At 63.8% G+C, this 16,284-nt stretch carries 13 protein-coding genes; 5 read left to right on the top strand and 8 right to left on the bottom strand.

The features are described from left to right. Window positions 1-20 precede the first annotated feature (20 nt). Genes NKI29_RS09245 through thrC form a run of 4 tightly spaced genes read right to left on the bottom strand, consistent with a single transcriptional unit; the run spans window position 21 to window position 6,228 of the window. Complete coding sequence (locus NKI29_RS09245; RefSeq protein ID WP_352796026.1) at window positions 21-2,909, bottom strand: EAL domain-containing protein; 2,889 nt, start codon at window positions 2,907-2,909, stop codon at window positions 21-23. 2 nt (window positions 2,910-2,911) lie between these two features. Further along, a complete protein-coding gene (locus NKI29_RS09240) occupies window positions 2,912-3,508 on the bottom strand; it encodes a GNAT family N-acetyltransferase (protein ID WP_254818464.1) in 597 nt (198 codons plus the stop codon). 15 nt (window positions 3,509-3,523) lie between these two features. Further along, the gene (locus NKI29_RS09235) at window positions 3,524-4,816 is read right to left on the bottom strand and encodes a M16 family metallopeptidase (protein ID WP_352456896.1); all 1,293 of its coding nucleotides are present in this window, start codon (window positions 4,814-4,816) and stop codon (window positions 3,524-3,526) included. Window positions 4,817-4,830: 14 nt separating this feature from the next. Then, complete coding sequence (gene thrC, locus NKI29_RS09230; protein ID WP_352796025.1) at window positions 4,831-6,228, bottom strand: threonine synthase; 1,398 nt, start codon at window positions 6,226-6,228, stop codon at window positions 4,831-4,833. A gap of 128 nt (window positions 6,229-6,356) precedes the next feature. Between thrC and NKI29_RS09225 the strand changes: the two genes are divergently transcribed. Continuing rightward, a complete protein-coding gene (locus NKI29_RS09225; RefSeq protein ID WP_352796023.1) occupies window positions 6,357-7,055 on the top strand; it encodes a hypothetical protein in 699 nt (232 codons plus the stop codon). 38 nt (window positions 7,056-7,093) lie between these two features. On the opposite strand, the gene NKI29_RS09220 is transcribed toward NKI29_RS09225, so the two are convergent. Beyond that, the gene (locus NKI29_RS09220; protein ID WP_254818468.1) at window positions 7,094-7,783 is read right to left on the bottom strand and encodes an HAD family hydrolase; all 690 of its coding nucleotides are present in this window, start codon (window positions 7,781-7,783) and stop codon (window positions 7,094-7,096) included. Window positions 7,784-7,963: 180 nt separating this feature from the next. On the opposite strand from NKI29_RS09220, the gene NKI29_RS09215 reads away from it, so the two are divergent. Continuing rightward, window positions 7,964-9,097 (top strand): site-specific DNA-methyltransferase, encoded by a 1,134-nt coding sequence (locus tag NKI29_RS09215; RefSeq protein ID WP_352796021.1) that lies wholly within the window; start codon window positions 7,964-7,966, stop codon window positions 9,095-9,097. 11 nt (window positions 9,098-9,108) lie between these two features. Here NKI29_RS09215 and NKI29_RS09210 read toward each other — a convergent pair whose 3' ends face one another. The 3 genes from NKI29_RS09210 to mutY are packed head-to-tail and all read right to left on the bottom strand — an operon-like array spanning window position 9,109 to window position 11,233. Continuing rightward, window positions 9,109-9,447, bottom strand: a complete 339-nt coding sequence (locus tag NKI29_RS09210) for a hypothetical protein (protein ID WP_352756330.1) — start codon at window positions 9,445-9,447, stop codon at window positions 9,109-9,111. 50 nt (window positions 9,448-9,497) lie between these two features. Then, the gene (locus NKI29_RS09205; RefSeq protein WP_352756332.1) at window positions 9,498-10,109 is read right to left on the bottom strand and encodes an HAD family hydrolase; all 612 of its coding nucleotides are present in this window, start codon (window positions 10,107-10,109) and stop codon (window positions 9,498-9,500) included. Window positions 10,110-10,120: 11 nt separating this feature from the next. Beyond that, the gene (gene mutY / locus NKI29_RS09200) at window positions 10,121-11,233 is read right to left on the bottom strand and encodes an A/G-specific adenine glycosylase (protein WP_352756333.1); all 1,113 of its coding nucleotides are present in this window, start codon (window positions 11,231-11,233) and stop codon (window positions 10,121-10,123) included. 49 nt (window positions 11,234-11,282) lie between these two features. Here mutY and NKI29_RS09195 point away from each other — a divergent pair, with 49 nt between their 5' ends. The 3 genes from NKI29_RS09195 to smc all read left to right on the top strand — a co-directional run bounded on the left by NKI29_RS09195 (window position 11,283) and on the right by smc (window position 16,214). Further along, window positions 11,283-11,783: a DUF721 domain-containing protein gene (locus NKI29_RS09195; protein ID WP_023674157.1), complete on the top strand. Its 501-nt coding sequence runs from the start codon at window positions 11,283-11,285 to the stop codon at window positions 11,781-11,783. Between the two features lie 129 nt (window positions 11,784-11,912). Beyond that, window positions 11,913-12,638 carry a DsbA family protein gene (locus NKI29_RS09190; protein ID WP_352756334.1) on the top strand — a complete coding sequence of 242 codons (726 nt, stop codon included), beginning with the start codon at window positions 11,913-11,915 and terminating at the stop codon, window positions 12,636-12,638. 117 nt (window positions 12,639-12,755) lie between these two features. Continuing rightward, window positions 12,756-16,214 (top strand): chromosome segregation protein SMC, encoded by a 3,459-nt coding sequence (gene smc, locus NKI29_RS09185; RefSeq protein ID WP_352796020.1) that lies wholly within the window; start codon window positions 12,756-12,758, stop codon window positions 16,212-16,214. Window positions 16,215-16,284 lie beyond the last annotated feature (70 nt).

Raw genomic sequence — 16,284 nt, 5'->3', positions numbered from 1 at the left:
CATCACGTCCCCGAAACTTGTCACGCTTGAGTGAGCGGATACTGTTCCTTCAGCGTCTTCAGCACCTGGTCGCCCGGCATCGGCGCGCCGAACATGAAGCTCTGCACGTATTCGCAGCCCATCTGCCGCAACTCCAGCGCATCGCTCTCGTCCGAAATGCCTTCGGCGACAACCGACAGGCCGAGTTCATGCGCCATGTTGACCATGGATTTGAGCAGCACCGCACGTTTCGGCGTCGCATCGTCGACGAAGCTCTTGTCGATCTTGATGGTGTCGAACGGAAAGCGCGTCAGATAGGCCAGCGATGAATAGCCGGTGCCGAAATCATCCAGCGACAGGCCGATGCCAAGCTGCTTCAGCTTGGTCAGCACATGGGCGGTCTGCTCGGGATTGTCCATCACCAGCGATTCGGTGAGTTCGAGCCGGAAGCAGCGCGGTTTCAGGTTGGCTCGTGCGATCACCGAGCGGACGTCGCTGACCAGGTCGCGGCGGATGAGCTGGCGGCTGGACAGATTGACCGAGACCGACAGCGGCGCATCGCCGATCTGCTTTTGCCATCCCGCCAGGTCTTCGGCAGCCTGTTGCATGGCAAACAGGCCAAGCTGCACGATTAGGCCGCAGTTTTCGGCGACCGGAATGAAATCCGCCGGCGGGATCATGCCGCGACGCGGATGGTCCCAGCGCAGCAGCGCTTCGAAGCCTGCGACGCTGCCGTCCTCCAGCCGCACGATCGGCTGGTAGGCAAGCGTGAATTCGCGTCGTTCGATGGCGCGGCGCAGATCGGACTCGAACTGCAGCCGGTCGGTGCCGACGGTGCGGAAGGCGGGACGGAATGGCTCGATCCGGTCCCCGCCGAAGCGCTTGGCCTGATGCATGGCAAGCTCGGCATCCTTGACCATGTCCTCGGCCGAGGTCTGCGTGGCGGTCCAGGTGATCAGCCCGATCGAGGCCGTCAGCACGATCTCGCGCTTGGCGAAGGTGATCGGGTTGTTGATGGCGTGCTTGATGGCATCGGCAATGGCCGCGATGCGGGCCGGATCCTGCTCCGACAAAAGCATCAGCGCGAACTGGTCGCCGGCAAAGCGCGACAGCGAATCCTTCGGCTTGAGCAGTCGGTGCAGCCGCCGCGCGATAGTCAAAAGGATGGTATCGCCGGCCGAGATGCCGAGCCCGTCATTGACCTGCTTGAACCGGTCTATGTCGATGACGAAGACGGTCGGGCGCACCTTCTCTTCGGTGCGGGCAATCGAAATGATCGCCTCCAGCCGGTTCATGAACAGCTCGCGGTTGGGCAGGCCGGTCAGATTGTCGTGCACGGCGTCATGCAGCAGCCGTTCCTCGGATTTCTTCTGCTCCGTCACGTCGACCATGGTGCCGACGCAGCGGATGACCTCGCCGTCCGAGCCGATCACCGGCCGGGCGCGCAGCGAAAACCAGTGATAGTGCCCGTCGGCGCCGCGCAGGCGGAAGTTTTGCGACACCCGGCCGCGCCGGTGCTCGAGCACCACGTCGAGTGTCGTGCGAAACGTGTCGCGGTCGTCGGCATGCAGCACCGGCAGCCAGTTGCGGGCAGGGCCGCCGAGGCTGTTGGGGGCAAGACCGAGCTGAATGCTGACGTCGGGACGAGTGACGACGCGGTCGCGCAGCACGTCCCAGTCCCACACAGTATCGCCCGATCCGGCAACCGCCAGCGCCTGCCGCTCAAGGTCGGAGAACAGGCCCTGATGCAGCGCGCCGCCCGCAAAAGCGTGCTGCATCACGGTGAAGCCGATCAGCAGGATGATGAGGATCAGCCCACCGCCCAGCGCCGGCTGAGCGATATCGTTGTCCAGCATGCCGGTGATTGCCATCCACGATCCGCATAGCCACAGCAGAACCATCACCCAACTGGGCACCAGCATGATGGCGCGGTCGTAACCGCGGATACCGAGGAAGATAATCAGGCCGAGCCCGGTCAGCGCGGTGGCGGCGAAGGACAGCCTGGCAATTCCGGCGGCAACCGCCGGATCGATGATGGCGACACCGGCGATCAGCACCAGCCCGAGAATCCAGACCAGTGCGCCGTAGCTGAAATGGCCGTGCCACCGGTTGAGGTTGAGATAGGCAAACAGGAACACCACGAAGGTCGCCGCGAGCGCCACCTCCGTTCCGGCGCGCCACATCTGCTCATTGCCCGGTGAGATTTCTATGATCTTGTTAAGAAAGCCGAAATCGACGCAGATATAGGCAAGCACCGCCCACGCTAGGGCCGCCGTTGCCGGGAACATCGAGGTCCCCTTGACGACGAAAAGAATGGTCAGGAACAGCGCCAGCAGGCCGGCAATGCCGATGACGATGCCACGAAACAGCGTGTAGGAATTGACCGAATCCTTGTAGGATTCAGGGTCCCACAGATAGACCTGCGGCAGCTTGGGCGAGGCGAGCTCGGCGATGAAGGTAATCACCGTTCCCGGGTTCAGCGTGACCCGGAACACGTCGGCGTCGGGGCTGGTCTGGCGGTCGAGCGCAAAGCCCTCGCTGGGCGTGATCGCGGCGATACGGGTCGAGCCGAGATCCGGCCAGAACAGGCCGGAATTCACCAGCCGGAAATGCGGTGCGACAATCAGCCTGTCGAGCTGCTGGTCGGTGGTATTAGCGAGCGCGAACACCGCCCAGTCACCGGTCGAGCGCGCATCATTTGCCTCGACCTCGATGCGCCGCACGATGCCGTCCGGGCCTGGCGCGGTCGACACCTGAAAATTCTCGCCCTGGTTCCGGTAGATCAAGACGGCCCCCGAAAGATCGAGCGCAACATCGTCGCGGGCGATCTTGATCGGTTCTACGGCAAACGCCGAGGACGCCGCGCAGAGCGTGACGATTGCCGCCAGCATAAAGGCAAGCAGCGACCCGTTGCGCAGAAAATTCGTCAAAATCAGTCCTTTGTTCCAACGCCCGGCGGATCGTCCGCGATTCGGGCGTATAGGTAATGGTCCTGCCAGATGCCGTTGATCCTGAGATAGGATCGTAGCAGTCCTTCGCGCCGGAATCCGGCTTTTTCAAGCACGCGGATCGACCGGGCGTTGTCGGGAATACAGGCAGCTTCGATCCGGTGCAATCGCAGCGTTTCGAAGGCGAAACGCGTCACCACTTTGACGGCATCGGTCATCAGGCCGCGTCCGCTGAAGCGCTCGCCGATCCAGTAGCCGATATGGCCGCTTTGGGCGACGCCGTGGCGGATATTGCCGAGGGTGATACCGCCGGCCAGCTTGCCGCTGCTTTTCTCGAAGATGAAGAAGGCGATCGCCGTCCCCTGCGCGTAGTCCTCGCGGTAGCGCCCGATACGATGCCGCCACGCCGTGCGGTCGAGTTCGTCAGGGGTCCATCGCGGCTCCCACGGCTCAAGAAAAGCGCGGCTTTCACTGCGCAGCACCGACCACTCGCGATAGTCGTTGGTCAGCGGTACGCGCAGCGTGACAAGCTCGCCCTTCAGTGCCGGCAGGTCGCGGCGAAAGAAAGGGAGCGCGAACACGACGCTCGAATAGGCTTAGACGGCAAGCTTACGGGCAGTGGTCTGCGTGCCCGAAAGCGAATCGAGGATCGCCTCATAGGGCGCGAGCGTACCCACCGGCCCGACGGCTGTAAGCGTCGGCTTGGTCGAAAAAAGTCGGGACGACAGATCCGTCAGCCGCTCGACAGTCAACGCCGCCAGCCGCTCCATCAGCTCTTCCTTGGCGATCGGCCTGCCGAACAGAAGCAACTGCCTGGCGATCTGCGAGGCGCGGCTGGCCGGGCTCTCGGCCGACATGATCAGCCCGGCGCGGTATTGGGCACGCGCGCGGTCAAGCTCCTCCTGCAGGATGTTTTCACCGGCCTTTTGCAGCTCGTCGATGATCACAGGCACCAGCTCGGCAATATCGCTTTGTCCGGTCGCCGCATGGACCCCGAAGACGCCGGTGTCGGAAAAACCCCAATGGAAGGCATAGACCGAATAGCACAGGCCGCGTTTTTCGCGGACTTCCTGGAAAAGTCGCGACGACATGCCGCCGCCCAGGATCATCGACAGGACCTGGGAGGCATAGAAATCGCGGACGTGATAGGCGCGGCCCTCGAAACCCAGCACGATCTGGGCGTCCATCAGGTCGCGGTCCTCGCGAAAATCGCCGCCGACATATTGCGCATATTGCGGGACGGTGCCGTCGGCCTTGCCGCGGAAGCCGCCGAGACGCTTTTCGACCTCCCGCACGAAATCGTCGTGCTTGATATCGCCGGCCGCCACCATCACCATGTTCTCGGCGCCGTACTGCCGTTCGATGAAGTCGTGCAGCTGCTTCGAAGTGAAGGATTTGACGGTTTCCGGCGTGCCAAGAATCGAGCGGCCGATAGTCTGGTGGCGGAAGGCGGTCTCGGTAAAGTGATCGAAAACGACGTCGTCGGGCGTATCGTGCGCGGCGCCGATCTCCTGCAGAATCACATGCTGCTCTCGTTCCAACTCCTGCGGATCGAATTCGGATTCCTGCAGGATGTCGGAAAGGATATCGACGGCCAGCGGCACGTCGTCGCTCAGAACCCTTGCATAATAGGAGGTCGTCTCGACGCTGGTGGCGGCATTGATCTCGCCGCCGACGTCCTCGATCTCCGAGGCAATCTCGAAGGCGCTTCGCCGCCTGGTGCCCTTGAAAGCCATGTGCTCGAGCAAGTGCGCCATTCCGTGCTCTTCGTCACGCTCGTTGCGTGCGCCCGACTTGACCCAGGCGCCAAGGGCAACAGATTCGAGGCTTGGAAGGGTTTCGGTGGCGACTGTCAGGCCGTTCGACAGACGGCTTACCTCAACACCCATATGGCAATTACTCCCTAACGCGCCGCCCGCGTGTGGCGGCCGAGATAATCTTCCACCATTTTCAGGTCGGATGGAAGTACCGTGTATTTTTCCTCGGCGCTCATCAACCCGCCTAGCCATGCAGGCAGGGCAGGCGACACGCCGCTGGCGGCTTCGACGGCGGCGGGAAACTTTGCCGGGTGCGCAGTGCCCAGCACCACCATCGGCACCTCACCCGCAGCCTTGCCGGCGGCCACATGCACGGCCGCGGCCGTATGCGGGTCGAGCAGATAGCCGCTCGCCGCAAGTGTGGTGCGGATGGTGGCGGCGACCTCGTCCATGGTGGCGCGGCCGGCGTCGAATTCGGAGCGGATCTTGGCGATTTCGCCGGCCTCGATGGTGAAGGCGCCGGACTGCTTGAGCCCGTTCATGTGGCGCCGCACGGTCGAGGCATCGCGGCCGGACGCTTCGAACAGCAAGCGTTCGAAGTTCGAAGACACCTGGATGTCCATCGAGGGCGACGTGGTCGAAAAGACCCCCTTCATGCGGTATTCGCCGGTCGCCAGCGTGCGCGTCAGAATATCGTTGTCGTTGGTGGCGATGATCAGCCGTTCGATCGGCAGCCCCATCTTCTTGGCGGCATAGCCGGCGAAGATGTCGCCGAAATTGCCGGTCGGCACGGTGAAGGAAACCGGCCTGTCGGGCGCGCCGAGCGACAGGCCGGACGAGAAATAATAGACGATCTGGGCCATGATGCGGGCCCAGTTGATCGAGTTGACGCCGGACAGCGATACCCGGTCGCGAAAACCGTGGTCGTTGAACATGTCCTTTACCAGGCCCTGGCAGTCGTCGAAATTGCCTTCGATCGCCAACGCATGGACGTTTGCGGCGGTCGAGGTCGTCATCTGCCGCTGCTGTACCGGCGAGACGCGGCCGTGCGGGAAAAGCACGAAGATGTCGGTGCGGTTGCGCCCGGCAAAGGCATCGATGGCGGCCCCTCCGGTGTCGCCGGAGGTGGCACCGACAATGGTGGCGCGCTGGTCGCGCTCGGCCAGCACATGGTCCATCAGCCGCGCAAGAAGCTGCATCGCCACGTCCTTGAACGCGAGCGTCGGGCCGTGGAAGAGCTCGAGCACGAAGCTGTTCGGCCCGGTCTGCACCAGCGGGCAGACGGCCTCATGGCGGAAGGTCGCATAGGCTTCGCGCACCAGCCGTTCGAACACCGGCGCCTCGATCTCGCCGCCGAGGAACGGCGACAGCACACGGATGGCAAGATCGGGATAGGCAAGGCCGCGCATGGCGCGGATCTCGGCTGCGGAAAAATGCGGCCAGGCGCTCGGCAGGTAGAGCCCGCCGTCGCGCGCCAGTCCGGCCAGCACCGCGTCGGAAAATCCAAGCGCGGGCGCTTCCCCGCGGGTACTCACATATTGCATCGTCACGTTTCCATTGCTGCCGGGAATTTTCGCCCGCCGCGAGGTGGTGGATTTCTGCGCAGGCTCAGTCGCATTTTTGCCGCGCGGTTGATATACGTCACCGGCTTTGCGAGAGGGAAGTGCAGTTCATGGCGTTTCATTCATTCAACGGACGTTTTGTCGCGGGTCTGGCGCTCGCCGGCTTTATGCTTGCCGCCGCAGGTTGCCAATCGAGCGACAATGGAATTCTCGGCTTCGGCAAAAAGGATGCGACACCGCCACCGCCACCCGATCCCAAGGTGCTTTCCAGCCAGCTGCAGGCCTATTGCCCGAAAGTGACGTTGCGTGACGGCACTGCCTTCTTCAATACCTACGCCAAGAGCGGTCCGAAGCCGAAGAAAAAAACCGATGTTGCCGCCGAGGAAGCCGCCCAGCCGGCAGCGGACGCGGCTGGCGCCGATCAGCCGGACGATTCCGCCAAGATCATCTATCAGGCTTCGATCACCGATGTGACCCGCGACTGCAGCCGCGCCAACGGCTCCTTGTCGATGAAGATAGCCGTCGCCGGCAAGGTCGTGCCTGGCCCGATGTTCACCCCCGGGACCATCACCATGCCGATCCGCATCGCGGTGATGCACGGCACCGAAGTTCTCTATTCGCAGCTTCACTCCTATCAGGTCCAGGTTACCGATCCTTCAAGTGCCACGCAGTTCGTCTTCACCGATTCCAACGTCGTCGTTCCGGAGCCGACGGCGAAGGACTACCAGGCATATGCCGGGTATGACGAGGGCGCTCCGAAAGTAGCGACAGACAAGCCGAGGAAGAAGAAAGCCGCCGCGACCAACTAAGCCGCTGCATTCGCGCCACGGCGGTTGGAGGCGGCCTCTCAGGCGTCCGCCGACCATTCCGACAGCGCGGCGATCACGCTTTTCAGTTCCGCCCAGCGGCGGATGACCGTTTCCGCGCCGGCCTCGGTCAGCGCATCGGCGTGGCCGGGATAGCTGTGCGCCGCGCCGGTGAAGCCGATGACGCGCATTCCCGCCGTCTTGGCGCCGGTGACGCCATGCACCGAATCCTCGATGACAAAGGTGTTCGCAGGATCGGCCTTGAGTTTTTCCGCGGCGAACCGAAACACGTCCGGCGCCGGCTTGGTTTTCCCGGTCGGGGTTTCCAGCGAGGAAAAGATACGGCCGGCAAAGAACGGCAAAAGCTGCACCTTCTCCAGCATGAATTCGATTCGCTCCGAACGCGAATTCGAACAGACGCAGCGCGGCACTGCTACCGCGGCGACAGCCTCGTGCGCCCCGTCGATGGCACGCACGTCGCTGCGCAGCCTACGATCGACCAGCTGTTCCTCCTTGTCGATCAGCGAGGCCTGGAACGGGATCCGGGACTTTTCCTCGACCCGCATCATGATGTCCTTGAAAGTCAACCCGGCATACACCTCGGAAATCTCCTCGGCCGATATCTCGTAGCCGGCCGAGGTCAACAGCTCGGCATCGATCCGCGCGGCGATGATTTCGGAATCGACGAGCACGCCGTCGCAATCGAAGATGACAAGGTCTGGCTGGGGCATGGTGATCCGGAAAGCGGGATGAGGGGAATGCCGAGGGCCCTTTGGTCCAAACGGCTCAGGCGGCGCGGCATACACCAACAGGCCGGGCTTCGCAAATTCGGCGGGCTGCTTCACTGAATATTTACGCTGATCGGTAACCATAACGGACAGTAAACAGTAACGCGTGCCTTGGGTGTCACAATGTCTGCCGTGCGTCTTCTCGACGAGCTTTCCGATGCTCCCCAGCAATCCGAGTGGCTGGATACGATCCTGAAGGGCGACTGCGTCGCCGCGCTCGAACGGCTGCCGGAAAAGTCGATCGACGTGATCTTCGCCGATCCGCCCTATAATTTGCAGCTCGATGGCGATCTGCACCGGCCCGACCAATCCAAGGTCGATGCCGTCGACGACCATTGGGACCAGTTCGACAGTTTTGAGGCCTACGACGCCTTCACCCGCGCCTGGCTGCTGGCGGCGCGCCGTGTGTTGAAGCCCAACGGCACGATCTGGGTTATCGGCTCCTACCACAATATTTTCAGGGTCGGGGCAAAGATGCAGGACCTGGGCTTCTGGATCCTCAACGACGTCGTCTGGCGCAAGACCAATCCAATGCCCAATTTCCGCGGCCGCCGTTTCCAGAACGCGCATGAGACGATGATCTGGGCATCGCGCGACCAGAAGGGCAAGGGCTACACTTTCAACTACGAGGCGCTGAAGGCATCGAACGACGACGTCCAGATGCGCTCGGACTGGCTGTTTCCGATCTGCACCGGCGGCGAGCGCCTGAAGAACGACAATGGTGACAAATTGCATCCGACGCAGAAGCCGGAAGCGTTGCTTGCCCGCATCATGACGGCATCGACCAGGCCGGGCGACATCGTGCTCGACCCGTTCTTCGGTTCAGGAACCACCGGGGCTGTGGCCAAGCGGCTTGGCCGCCACTTCGTCGGCATCGAGCGCGAACAAACCTATATCGATGCCGCCATGGAACGTATCGATGCGGTCCGGCCGCTGGAAGGCGCCAATTTGACGGTACTGACCGGCAAGCGGGCTGAGCCGCGCGTCGCATTCGTCACGCTTCTCGACAATGGCCTGGTGGCGCCAGGCGCCACGCTCTACGACGCCAAGAAGCGCTGGGCGGCAAAAGTGCGCGCCGACGGCACGCTGGCGATCGGCGACAGTGCCGGGTCGATCCACAAGATCGGCGCCGAGGTGCAGGGGCTGGACGCCTGCAACGGATGGACCTTCTGGCATTATGAGCGCAGCGGCGGCCTGACCCCGATCGACGAGCTTCGCCGCATCGCCCGCCTGGGCATGGAACGGGCAGGGGGCTGATAGTCGGTCGCTTAGTCCTTTTCTTCCAGAACGATTTCGTTCAACGCGCCCCCGGCCATCAGCGCCAGTTGCTTGCTGAAGCGGGACAGTCTCGAATAGTCGGTGCGAAGCTGAATACGTGCAAAATCCACCGCATCGACCTCTTCAGCCACCTCGACTCGAACCGCCAGATGCCCAACACCGTCCACAGGAAAAACAGAGATTTTGACCAAACCAGGCGATTCCAAAACAAGCGTTGCGCGGTGAAGTGGGTACGCTTGTAGCGCCGTAATAAATTCGCTTACTTCGGCCCCAAGATAGACGACGCCGTGGCCGCGAATATTGCCCTGCACGATGTCGACGTCGAGCATGGGCCAATACGGGTCATAGGTTAGAACGATCCTGCCCATGGCGTTCGCAGTCAGAACTCGAGACCAAGGCGCTCAAGGTCCGCCCTGAGCGTCTTTGCATCGGTGAACAGCACCGACTGCCAGCCCGCCGCCTTGGCGCCGTCGACGTTCTTCTGGCTGTCGTCGATGAACAGCGTCGCTGACGGTTCGAGGCTGAACGCGGCGACGTGGTGGTCATAGATGGCGCGATCCGGCTTGATCTGGCGGATGTCGCCGGAAACGGTGACGCCGCGCGGCCGATTGAGGAAATCGAAGCGCTCGCGGGCCTCGGCGAGCGTATCCGCAGCGAAATTGGTGAGCATCGTCACGTCATGGCCGCTGTCGATCAGGCCGATCATGATGGCGACGCTGTCCTCATAGGCGTGAGGCACCATCTCGTGCCAGTGCCGGCGGAAATTGCGGATATTTTCGGCGTGCTCGGGATATTGCGCGATCGCCAGCGCTTCGGCCTCTTCCCAACTGCGGCCGCGATCCTGCTCGATGTTCCAATCATGCGTGCAGACATTGTCGAAGAACCATTTCCGTTCGTCGGGATCGGGGATCAAGCGACTGAAGGGCAGGTCCGGATCATAGTGGATCAGCACTTTGCCGATGTCGAAAACGATGTGGCGGATTTCAGTCATTCTTCTCTCTTTCAACGCGGCCGCTGCTTTTTCGTCGCGCCCGGTATCGCCGCTTCGATTACCTTTTTCATGACGCTCGGCAGCGCTTCCCCGGAAATTTCATGGGCCAGCGACCAGAAATGCCCGACCGGGGCGGCAACGTCGGTCTCCGCCTTGAACACGTCGAGTTCAAGCGCAAAATGGGTAAAGATATGGCCGATGCGTCCGGCCTGCCGCCAGTTGCCGGGGAGCGGGGCCGCCGCTTCCGTGGTGGCGCCGTCTATGCGCGCCGTCCAGCCGGTCGTCGGCACCTCAGTCATGCCGCCGAGCAGGCCTTTGTCCGCGCGCTTGCGCAGAAGGATGGCGCCGTCGCACCTGACGGCAACGAAGGCGGCACCGCGGCGTAAGGGTCTTTCGGCCTTGGGCAGGCGGACCGGAAAGCGTTCGGGGTCGCCCGAGATCGTGGCGCTGCAGTCCACGCGAACGGGGCACAGAATGCAGCGGGGCCGGCGCGGCGTGCAGATCGTCGCGCCCAGGTCCATCATCGCCTGCGCGAAGTCGCCGGGCCTTGTCAGGGGAACCATGCGTTCGACCTGGCCGCGTATCTCGCCCTTGGCTTCGCCCAGCGGCGTGGCGATCAAAAACAGCCGTGAGACGACCCGTTCGACATTGCCGTCGACGACCGCGGCTGGTCGGTCGAAGGCGATCGCTGCGATCGCCGCCGCCGTATAGGCGCCGATGCCGGGCAGTTCCTTCAAGCCGGACTCGCTGTCCGGAAAGCGGCCGCCTTGCCGCGCGACGAGATCGGCACAGGCTTTGAGGTTACGGGCGCGGGAGTAATAGCCGAGCCCGGCCCAGGCTTTCATGACGTCTTCGGTCGGTGCCGCCGCCAGCGCCTGGACCGTTGGCCATTTCTCTGCGAACGCCCGGAAATAGGATTTTACCGCCTCGACCGTGGTTTGCTGCAGCATCACCTCGGAAAGCCAGACCAGATAGGGATCGGGCCGCGCCCCGCCCGCCAGCGCGCGCGGCGAAACGCGCCAGGGCAGGTCGCGGTGATGCGCGTCGTACCAGCCAAGCAGCCGGGAGGCGATCTCGACATTGTCTCCGGATACGGCCTTGCGGGTCTGGTCGTGCAGTGCCATTGATCGAGGGTCGGCCCTAATCCATTGGTGCTGAAGCTGGAGAACGCACATGGCAGGGAAAAGGCCCTTCGGCAATCCCGTTCCGGTGAGCGATCTCGCAACCGAGATCCTCGACCCGGTGCTGCGCAAGCGGGCCGGTATGTCGATCGGACTGGTCCAGTCATGGGAAGAAATTGCCGGGCCGCGGCTTGCCGGCCGCTCGCGCCCGGAAAAGATCCAGTGGCCGCGCCGCATGCATGAGGACGATCCTTTCGAACCGGCGGTGCTGGTGATTGCCTGCGAGGGTGTAGCGGCACTGCATCTGCAGCACGAGACCGGCGAGATCATCAACCGGGTCAATGCCTTCCTCGGTTTCAATGCGATCGGCCGGATCAGGATCGTGCAGAAGCCGGTAATGGCGGGCAAGGACAAGCCGAAACCCAGTTTGCGGCCGCTGACTGCGGCCGAGAAAGCGAAGCTGTCGGGCACCGTTGGTTTGATCGAGGACGGCGGGCTGCGCGCCTCGCTGGAGCGGCTTGGCGCCACCATTCTCGGTCAAAAGAAACCGTGATCTCGCGCTATCGTGATGGTATGCCCGGATTTGGCGATTGGAATAGGGGCGGTAATGCCTTAATTCGCGCCAACTCTCGCTTTTTGTAGACTTTGCATTGCAAAATCCAACTATTGCCAGGTGATTCGTATGATCCGTTCCTTGTCCCGCAGAAACCTTTTGACTTCGCTGGCCGCAATACCAGCGGTGGCGCTGCTTGCCGCCTGCAGCGACTCGGGCGAGAAAGCCGAGGCGCAGGATGTGAAGCCTGCGGCTCCGGAACCTGCGAAGCCGGCCGCTCCGGCCGCCGCGGCGGCGCCGGAGGCTCAGGGCACGGTCGATATGGCGGCACTGCTGAAGCCCGGCGCATTGCCCGACATGCAGCTCGGCAAGGACGATGCAAAGATCACTATCGTCGAATATGCATCGATGACCTGCCCGCATTGCGCGCATTTCGCCGAGACCACTTTTCCGGAGCTGAAGACGAAATATATCGACACCGGCAAGGCCCGTTACATACTGCGCGAGTTTCCGTTCGATCCCAGCGCCGAGGCCGGTTTCATGCTGGCGCGCTGCTCCAAGGACAACTATTTCCCGATGGTCGACGTGCTGTTCAGGCAGCAGGCGAACTGGGTTGGTGTGAACAATACCAAGGACGCACTGCTGCAAATCGCCAAGCTTGCCGGTTTTACACAGGAGTCCTTCGAGGCCTGCTTGACGGACCAGAAACTTCTGGACGATGTGAGATCCGTCCAGAAGCGCGGCGCCGACGAATTCAAGGTCGATTCCACACCGACCTTTTTCATCAACGGAAAGACCTACAAAGGGGCGATGTCGATTGCGGAAATGTCGGCCATCATCGACCCTCTGCTCTGACGTTTCGGCAGCGCCGAAGCGGCGTAGCTTCGGCGTGCGCACTTCTTTGTCTTGCCGCGGGTTCTCCTTGCAAAACCGCGGCACAGTTTTGCGAAACTTGGCTATGGGCCGGCGCGAATGAAGTTCTCGCGCCTTCGCCTCCTCGGCTTCAAATCCTTCGTCGAACCCGGCGAGTTCGTCATCGAACGCGGCCTGACCGGCATCGTCGGGCCGAACGGCTGCGGCAAGTCGAACCTGGTCGAGGCGCTGCGCTGGGTCATGGGCGAAAGCTCCTACAAGAACATGCGTGCGTCCGGCATGGACGACGTCATCTTTTCCGGCTCGGGAACGCGTCCGGCCCGCAACACCGCCGAAGTCACGCTGTTCCTCGACAATAGCGACCGCACCGCGCCGTCCGCCTTCAACGACGCCGATGAGTTGCAGGTCTCGCGCCGCATCGAGCGCGAGGCCGGCTCGCTCTACCGCATCAACGGCAAGGAGGCTCGCGCCAAGGACGTTCAGCTGCTGTTCGCCGACCAGTCGACCGGCGCCCGCTCGCCCTCGATGGTCGGCCAGGGCCGCATCGGCGAGCTGATCCAGGCAAAGCCGCAGGCGCGCCGCGCGCTGCTGGAGGAGGCGGCCGGCATTTCCGGCCTGCATACGCGCCGCCACGAAGCCGAGCTGCGGCTGAAGGCGGCGGAACAGAACCTCGAAAGGCTGGACGACGTCGTCGGCGAGCTGGAAAGCCAGATCGAAAGCCTGAAACGCCAGGCCCGCCAGGCCTCGCGCTTCAAGAACCTGTCGGCCGACATCCGCAAGGCCGAAGCGAAGCTGCTGCATCTGCGCTGGACGCTGGCCAAGACGCAGGAAGGCGAAGCGCGTTCGGCGCTGGCGATTGCCACCGCGCTGGTCGGCGACCGTGCCGCCGCCCAGATGGCTGCCGCCAGGGAACAAGGCATCAACGCCCACCGGCTGCCGGACCTGCGCGATGCGGAAGCCGCTGCCGCCGCCGCCTTCCAGCGTCTATCGATCGCCAAGGCGCAGATCGAGGAAGAGGCAGGCCGCATCCGCGCCCGCCAGGCTGAGCTCGACCGCCGACTGCAACAGCTCGATGGCGACCTTGCCCGCGAGGAGCGCATGGTCCGCGACAATGCGGATATCCTCGAACGCCTCGCCGCCGAAGAAGCCGCGCTCAACGCCGAAAACGCCGGCGCCGCCGAGCGCGAGGCCAGCACCCGCGCGGCTTTCGAGCAGGCGGCATCGACGCTTGCCTCGAGCGAGGCCAGGCTCGCCGCGCTGACCGCCGAACGGGCGGAGGCTGCCGCCTCGCGCAACCAGATCGAACGGACGCTGCGCGACACCGCTGAGCGCCGCGACCGCTTTGCCCGCCAGCTTGCCGATGTCGACCGCGAACTGTCGGAGATCGTCTCCAGGGTCGCCGGCCTGCCCGATCCCGCCGAGAAGCGGCTGCTGGTCGATCAGGCGCTGGCGCTGCTCGAAGAGGCTGAGGCAGCCGCCATTGCCGCCGAACAGGCGGTCGCCGAGGCGCGTGCAGGCGAAAGTGCTGCCCGCCCACCGGTTCAGGACGCAAAGGCCGAGCTGGCGCGGATCGAAACCGAGGCCCGCACGCTGGCCAAGATCCTCAACGCCGCCAGCGGCGATCTATTTCCCTCGGTGCTGGAGCAGATCAGCGTCGAGCGTGGCTACGAGACGGCGCTGGGTGCCGCGCTTGGCGAAGATCTCGACGTGCCGCTCGACCGCAGTGCGCCGGTACATTGGGGCCAGAGCGAAATCCAGCCTGCCGACGCCGCATTGCCCGAAGGCATAAGGAGCCTCGCCAGCGTTGTGCGTGCGCCGGCACAGCTGGCCCGCAGGCTGGCCCAGATCGGCATTGTCGAAGCCGCCGACGGAAGACGGCTGCAGACGCTGCTTGCTCCCGGTCAACGGCTGGTCAGCCGCGAAGGCGCGCTCTGGCGTTGGGACGGCTTCACCGCCAGCGCCGATGCCCCGACCGCCGCCGCGCAGCGGCTGGCGCAGAAAAACCGGCTGGCCGAGCTCGATGCCGAAGCAGTCCATGCCACGCGCACCCTGCGCGAAGCTGAACAAGCCCTTGCCCAGGCCGAACAGGCGCTTGCCCAGGCGAGCGAGGCCGAACGCAACGCCCGACAGGCCGGGCGCGACGCCCAGCACGGGCTCGACGCTGCCCGCAATACGCTGGCCGAGGCCGAAAAAGCCGGCGGCGAGCTGTCGAGCCGGCGTGCAGCACTTGACGAGGCGCGCGCACGCATTGTCGACAGCCATGAGGAAACGGCGGCGGCATTCGTCGAGGCGGAAATGCTGCTGCAGGACGCGCCCGATCTGGGCGATCTGCAATTGCAGCTCGAGCAGTCGGCCGCCAACGTCGCCCGCGACCGCGCCGCCCTTGCCGATGCGCGTGCCGTTCACGAGGGCCTGAGGCGGGAAGCCGAGGCACGTGCGCGCCGGCTCGACGCCATCGGCTTTGAACGGCGCAACTGGGTCGAGCGCGCCGAAAACGCCTCGACGCAGATCGCGGCGCTCGGCGAACGCAAGGCAGAGGCCGAGGCCGAGCGCGAGCAACTGGCCGACGCCCCCGACGAGATCGACGCCAAGCGGCGCGCCCTGCTGTCGCAACTCGCCGAGGCCGAAAGCCTGCGCAAGGCAGCGGGCGACCGCTTGCAGGAAGCGGAGAACCGGCAGTCCGAGCTGGACAAGGCTGCGACTGCTGCCATCCAGTCGCTGGCCGAGGCGCGCGAATCCCGCGTTCGCGCCGAAGAGCGGCTGACCGCCGCCGACGAGCGTCGGCTGGAAGTCGAGGCGCGCATCCAGGAAACGCTGAACACGCCGCCGCATCTGGTGATCCGCCACACCGGCCTCGAACCCGACAGCCCGATGCCCGAAATGGCCGAGATCGAGCGTCAGCTCGACCGGCTGAAGGTCGAACGCGAACGGCTCGGTGCCGTCAATCTGCGCGCCGAGGAAGAGCAGAAGGAATTGTCGGACCGGCTGGAGGCCATCGTTTCAGAGCGCGACGACATCATCGAGGCGATCCGCAAGCTGCGGCAGGCGATCCACAGCCTGAACCGTGAAGGCCGCGAGCGGCTGCTCGCTGCCTTCGAGGTGGTCAACGGCCATTTTCAACGGCTGTTTTCGCACCTGTTCGGCGGCGGCACCGCCGAGCTGCAACTGATCGAGTCCGACGATCCGCTCGAAGCGGGGCTCGAGATCCTGGCGCGACCGCCCGGCAAGAAGCCGCAGACGATGACGCTGCTGTCCGGCGGCGAGCAGGCGTTGACGGCGATGTCGCTGATCTTCGCCGTGTTCCTGACCAACCCGGCGCCGATCTGCGTGCTCGACGAAGTCGACGCGCCGCTCGATGACCACAATGTCGAGCGTTTCTGCAATCTGATGGACGAAATGGCCGCAACCACCGAAACGCGCTTCGTCATCATCACACACAACCCGATCACCATGGCGCGCATGGACCGGCTGTTTGGGGTGACCATGGCCGAGCAAGGCGTCAGCCAACTGGTGTCGGTAGACCTGCAGGCGGCCGAAGCCATGCGCGAGGCAAGCTGACGCATCAGCTTAATGGTGGTCTCCACCTCGGCTTTCGACTATAGCACGAGAAAATGGGCCGGATCTGCCG

Source organism: Mesorhizobium sp. M0678 (genome assembly GCF_040320505.1).
Classification (GTDB): domain Bacteria; phylum Pseudomonadota; class Alphaproteobacteria; order Rhizobiales; family Rhizobiaceae; genus Mesorhizobium.
This window is presented reverse-complemented; position numbering and strand designations above follow the sequence as displayed.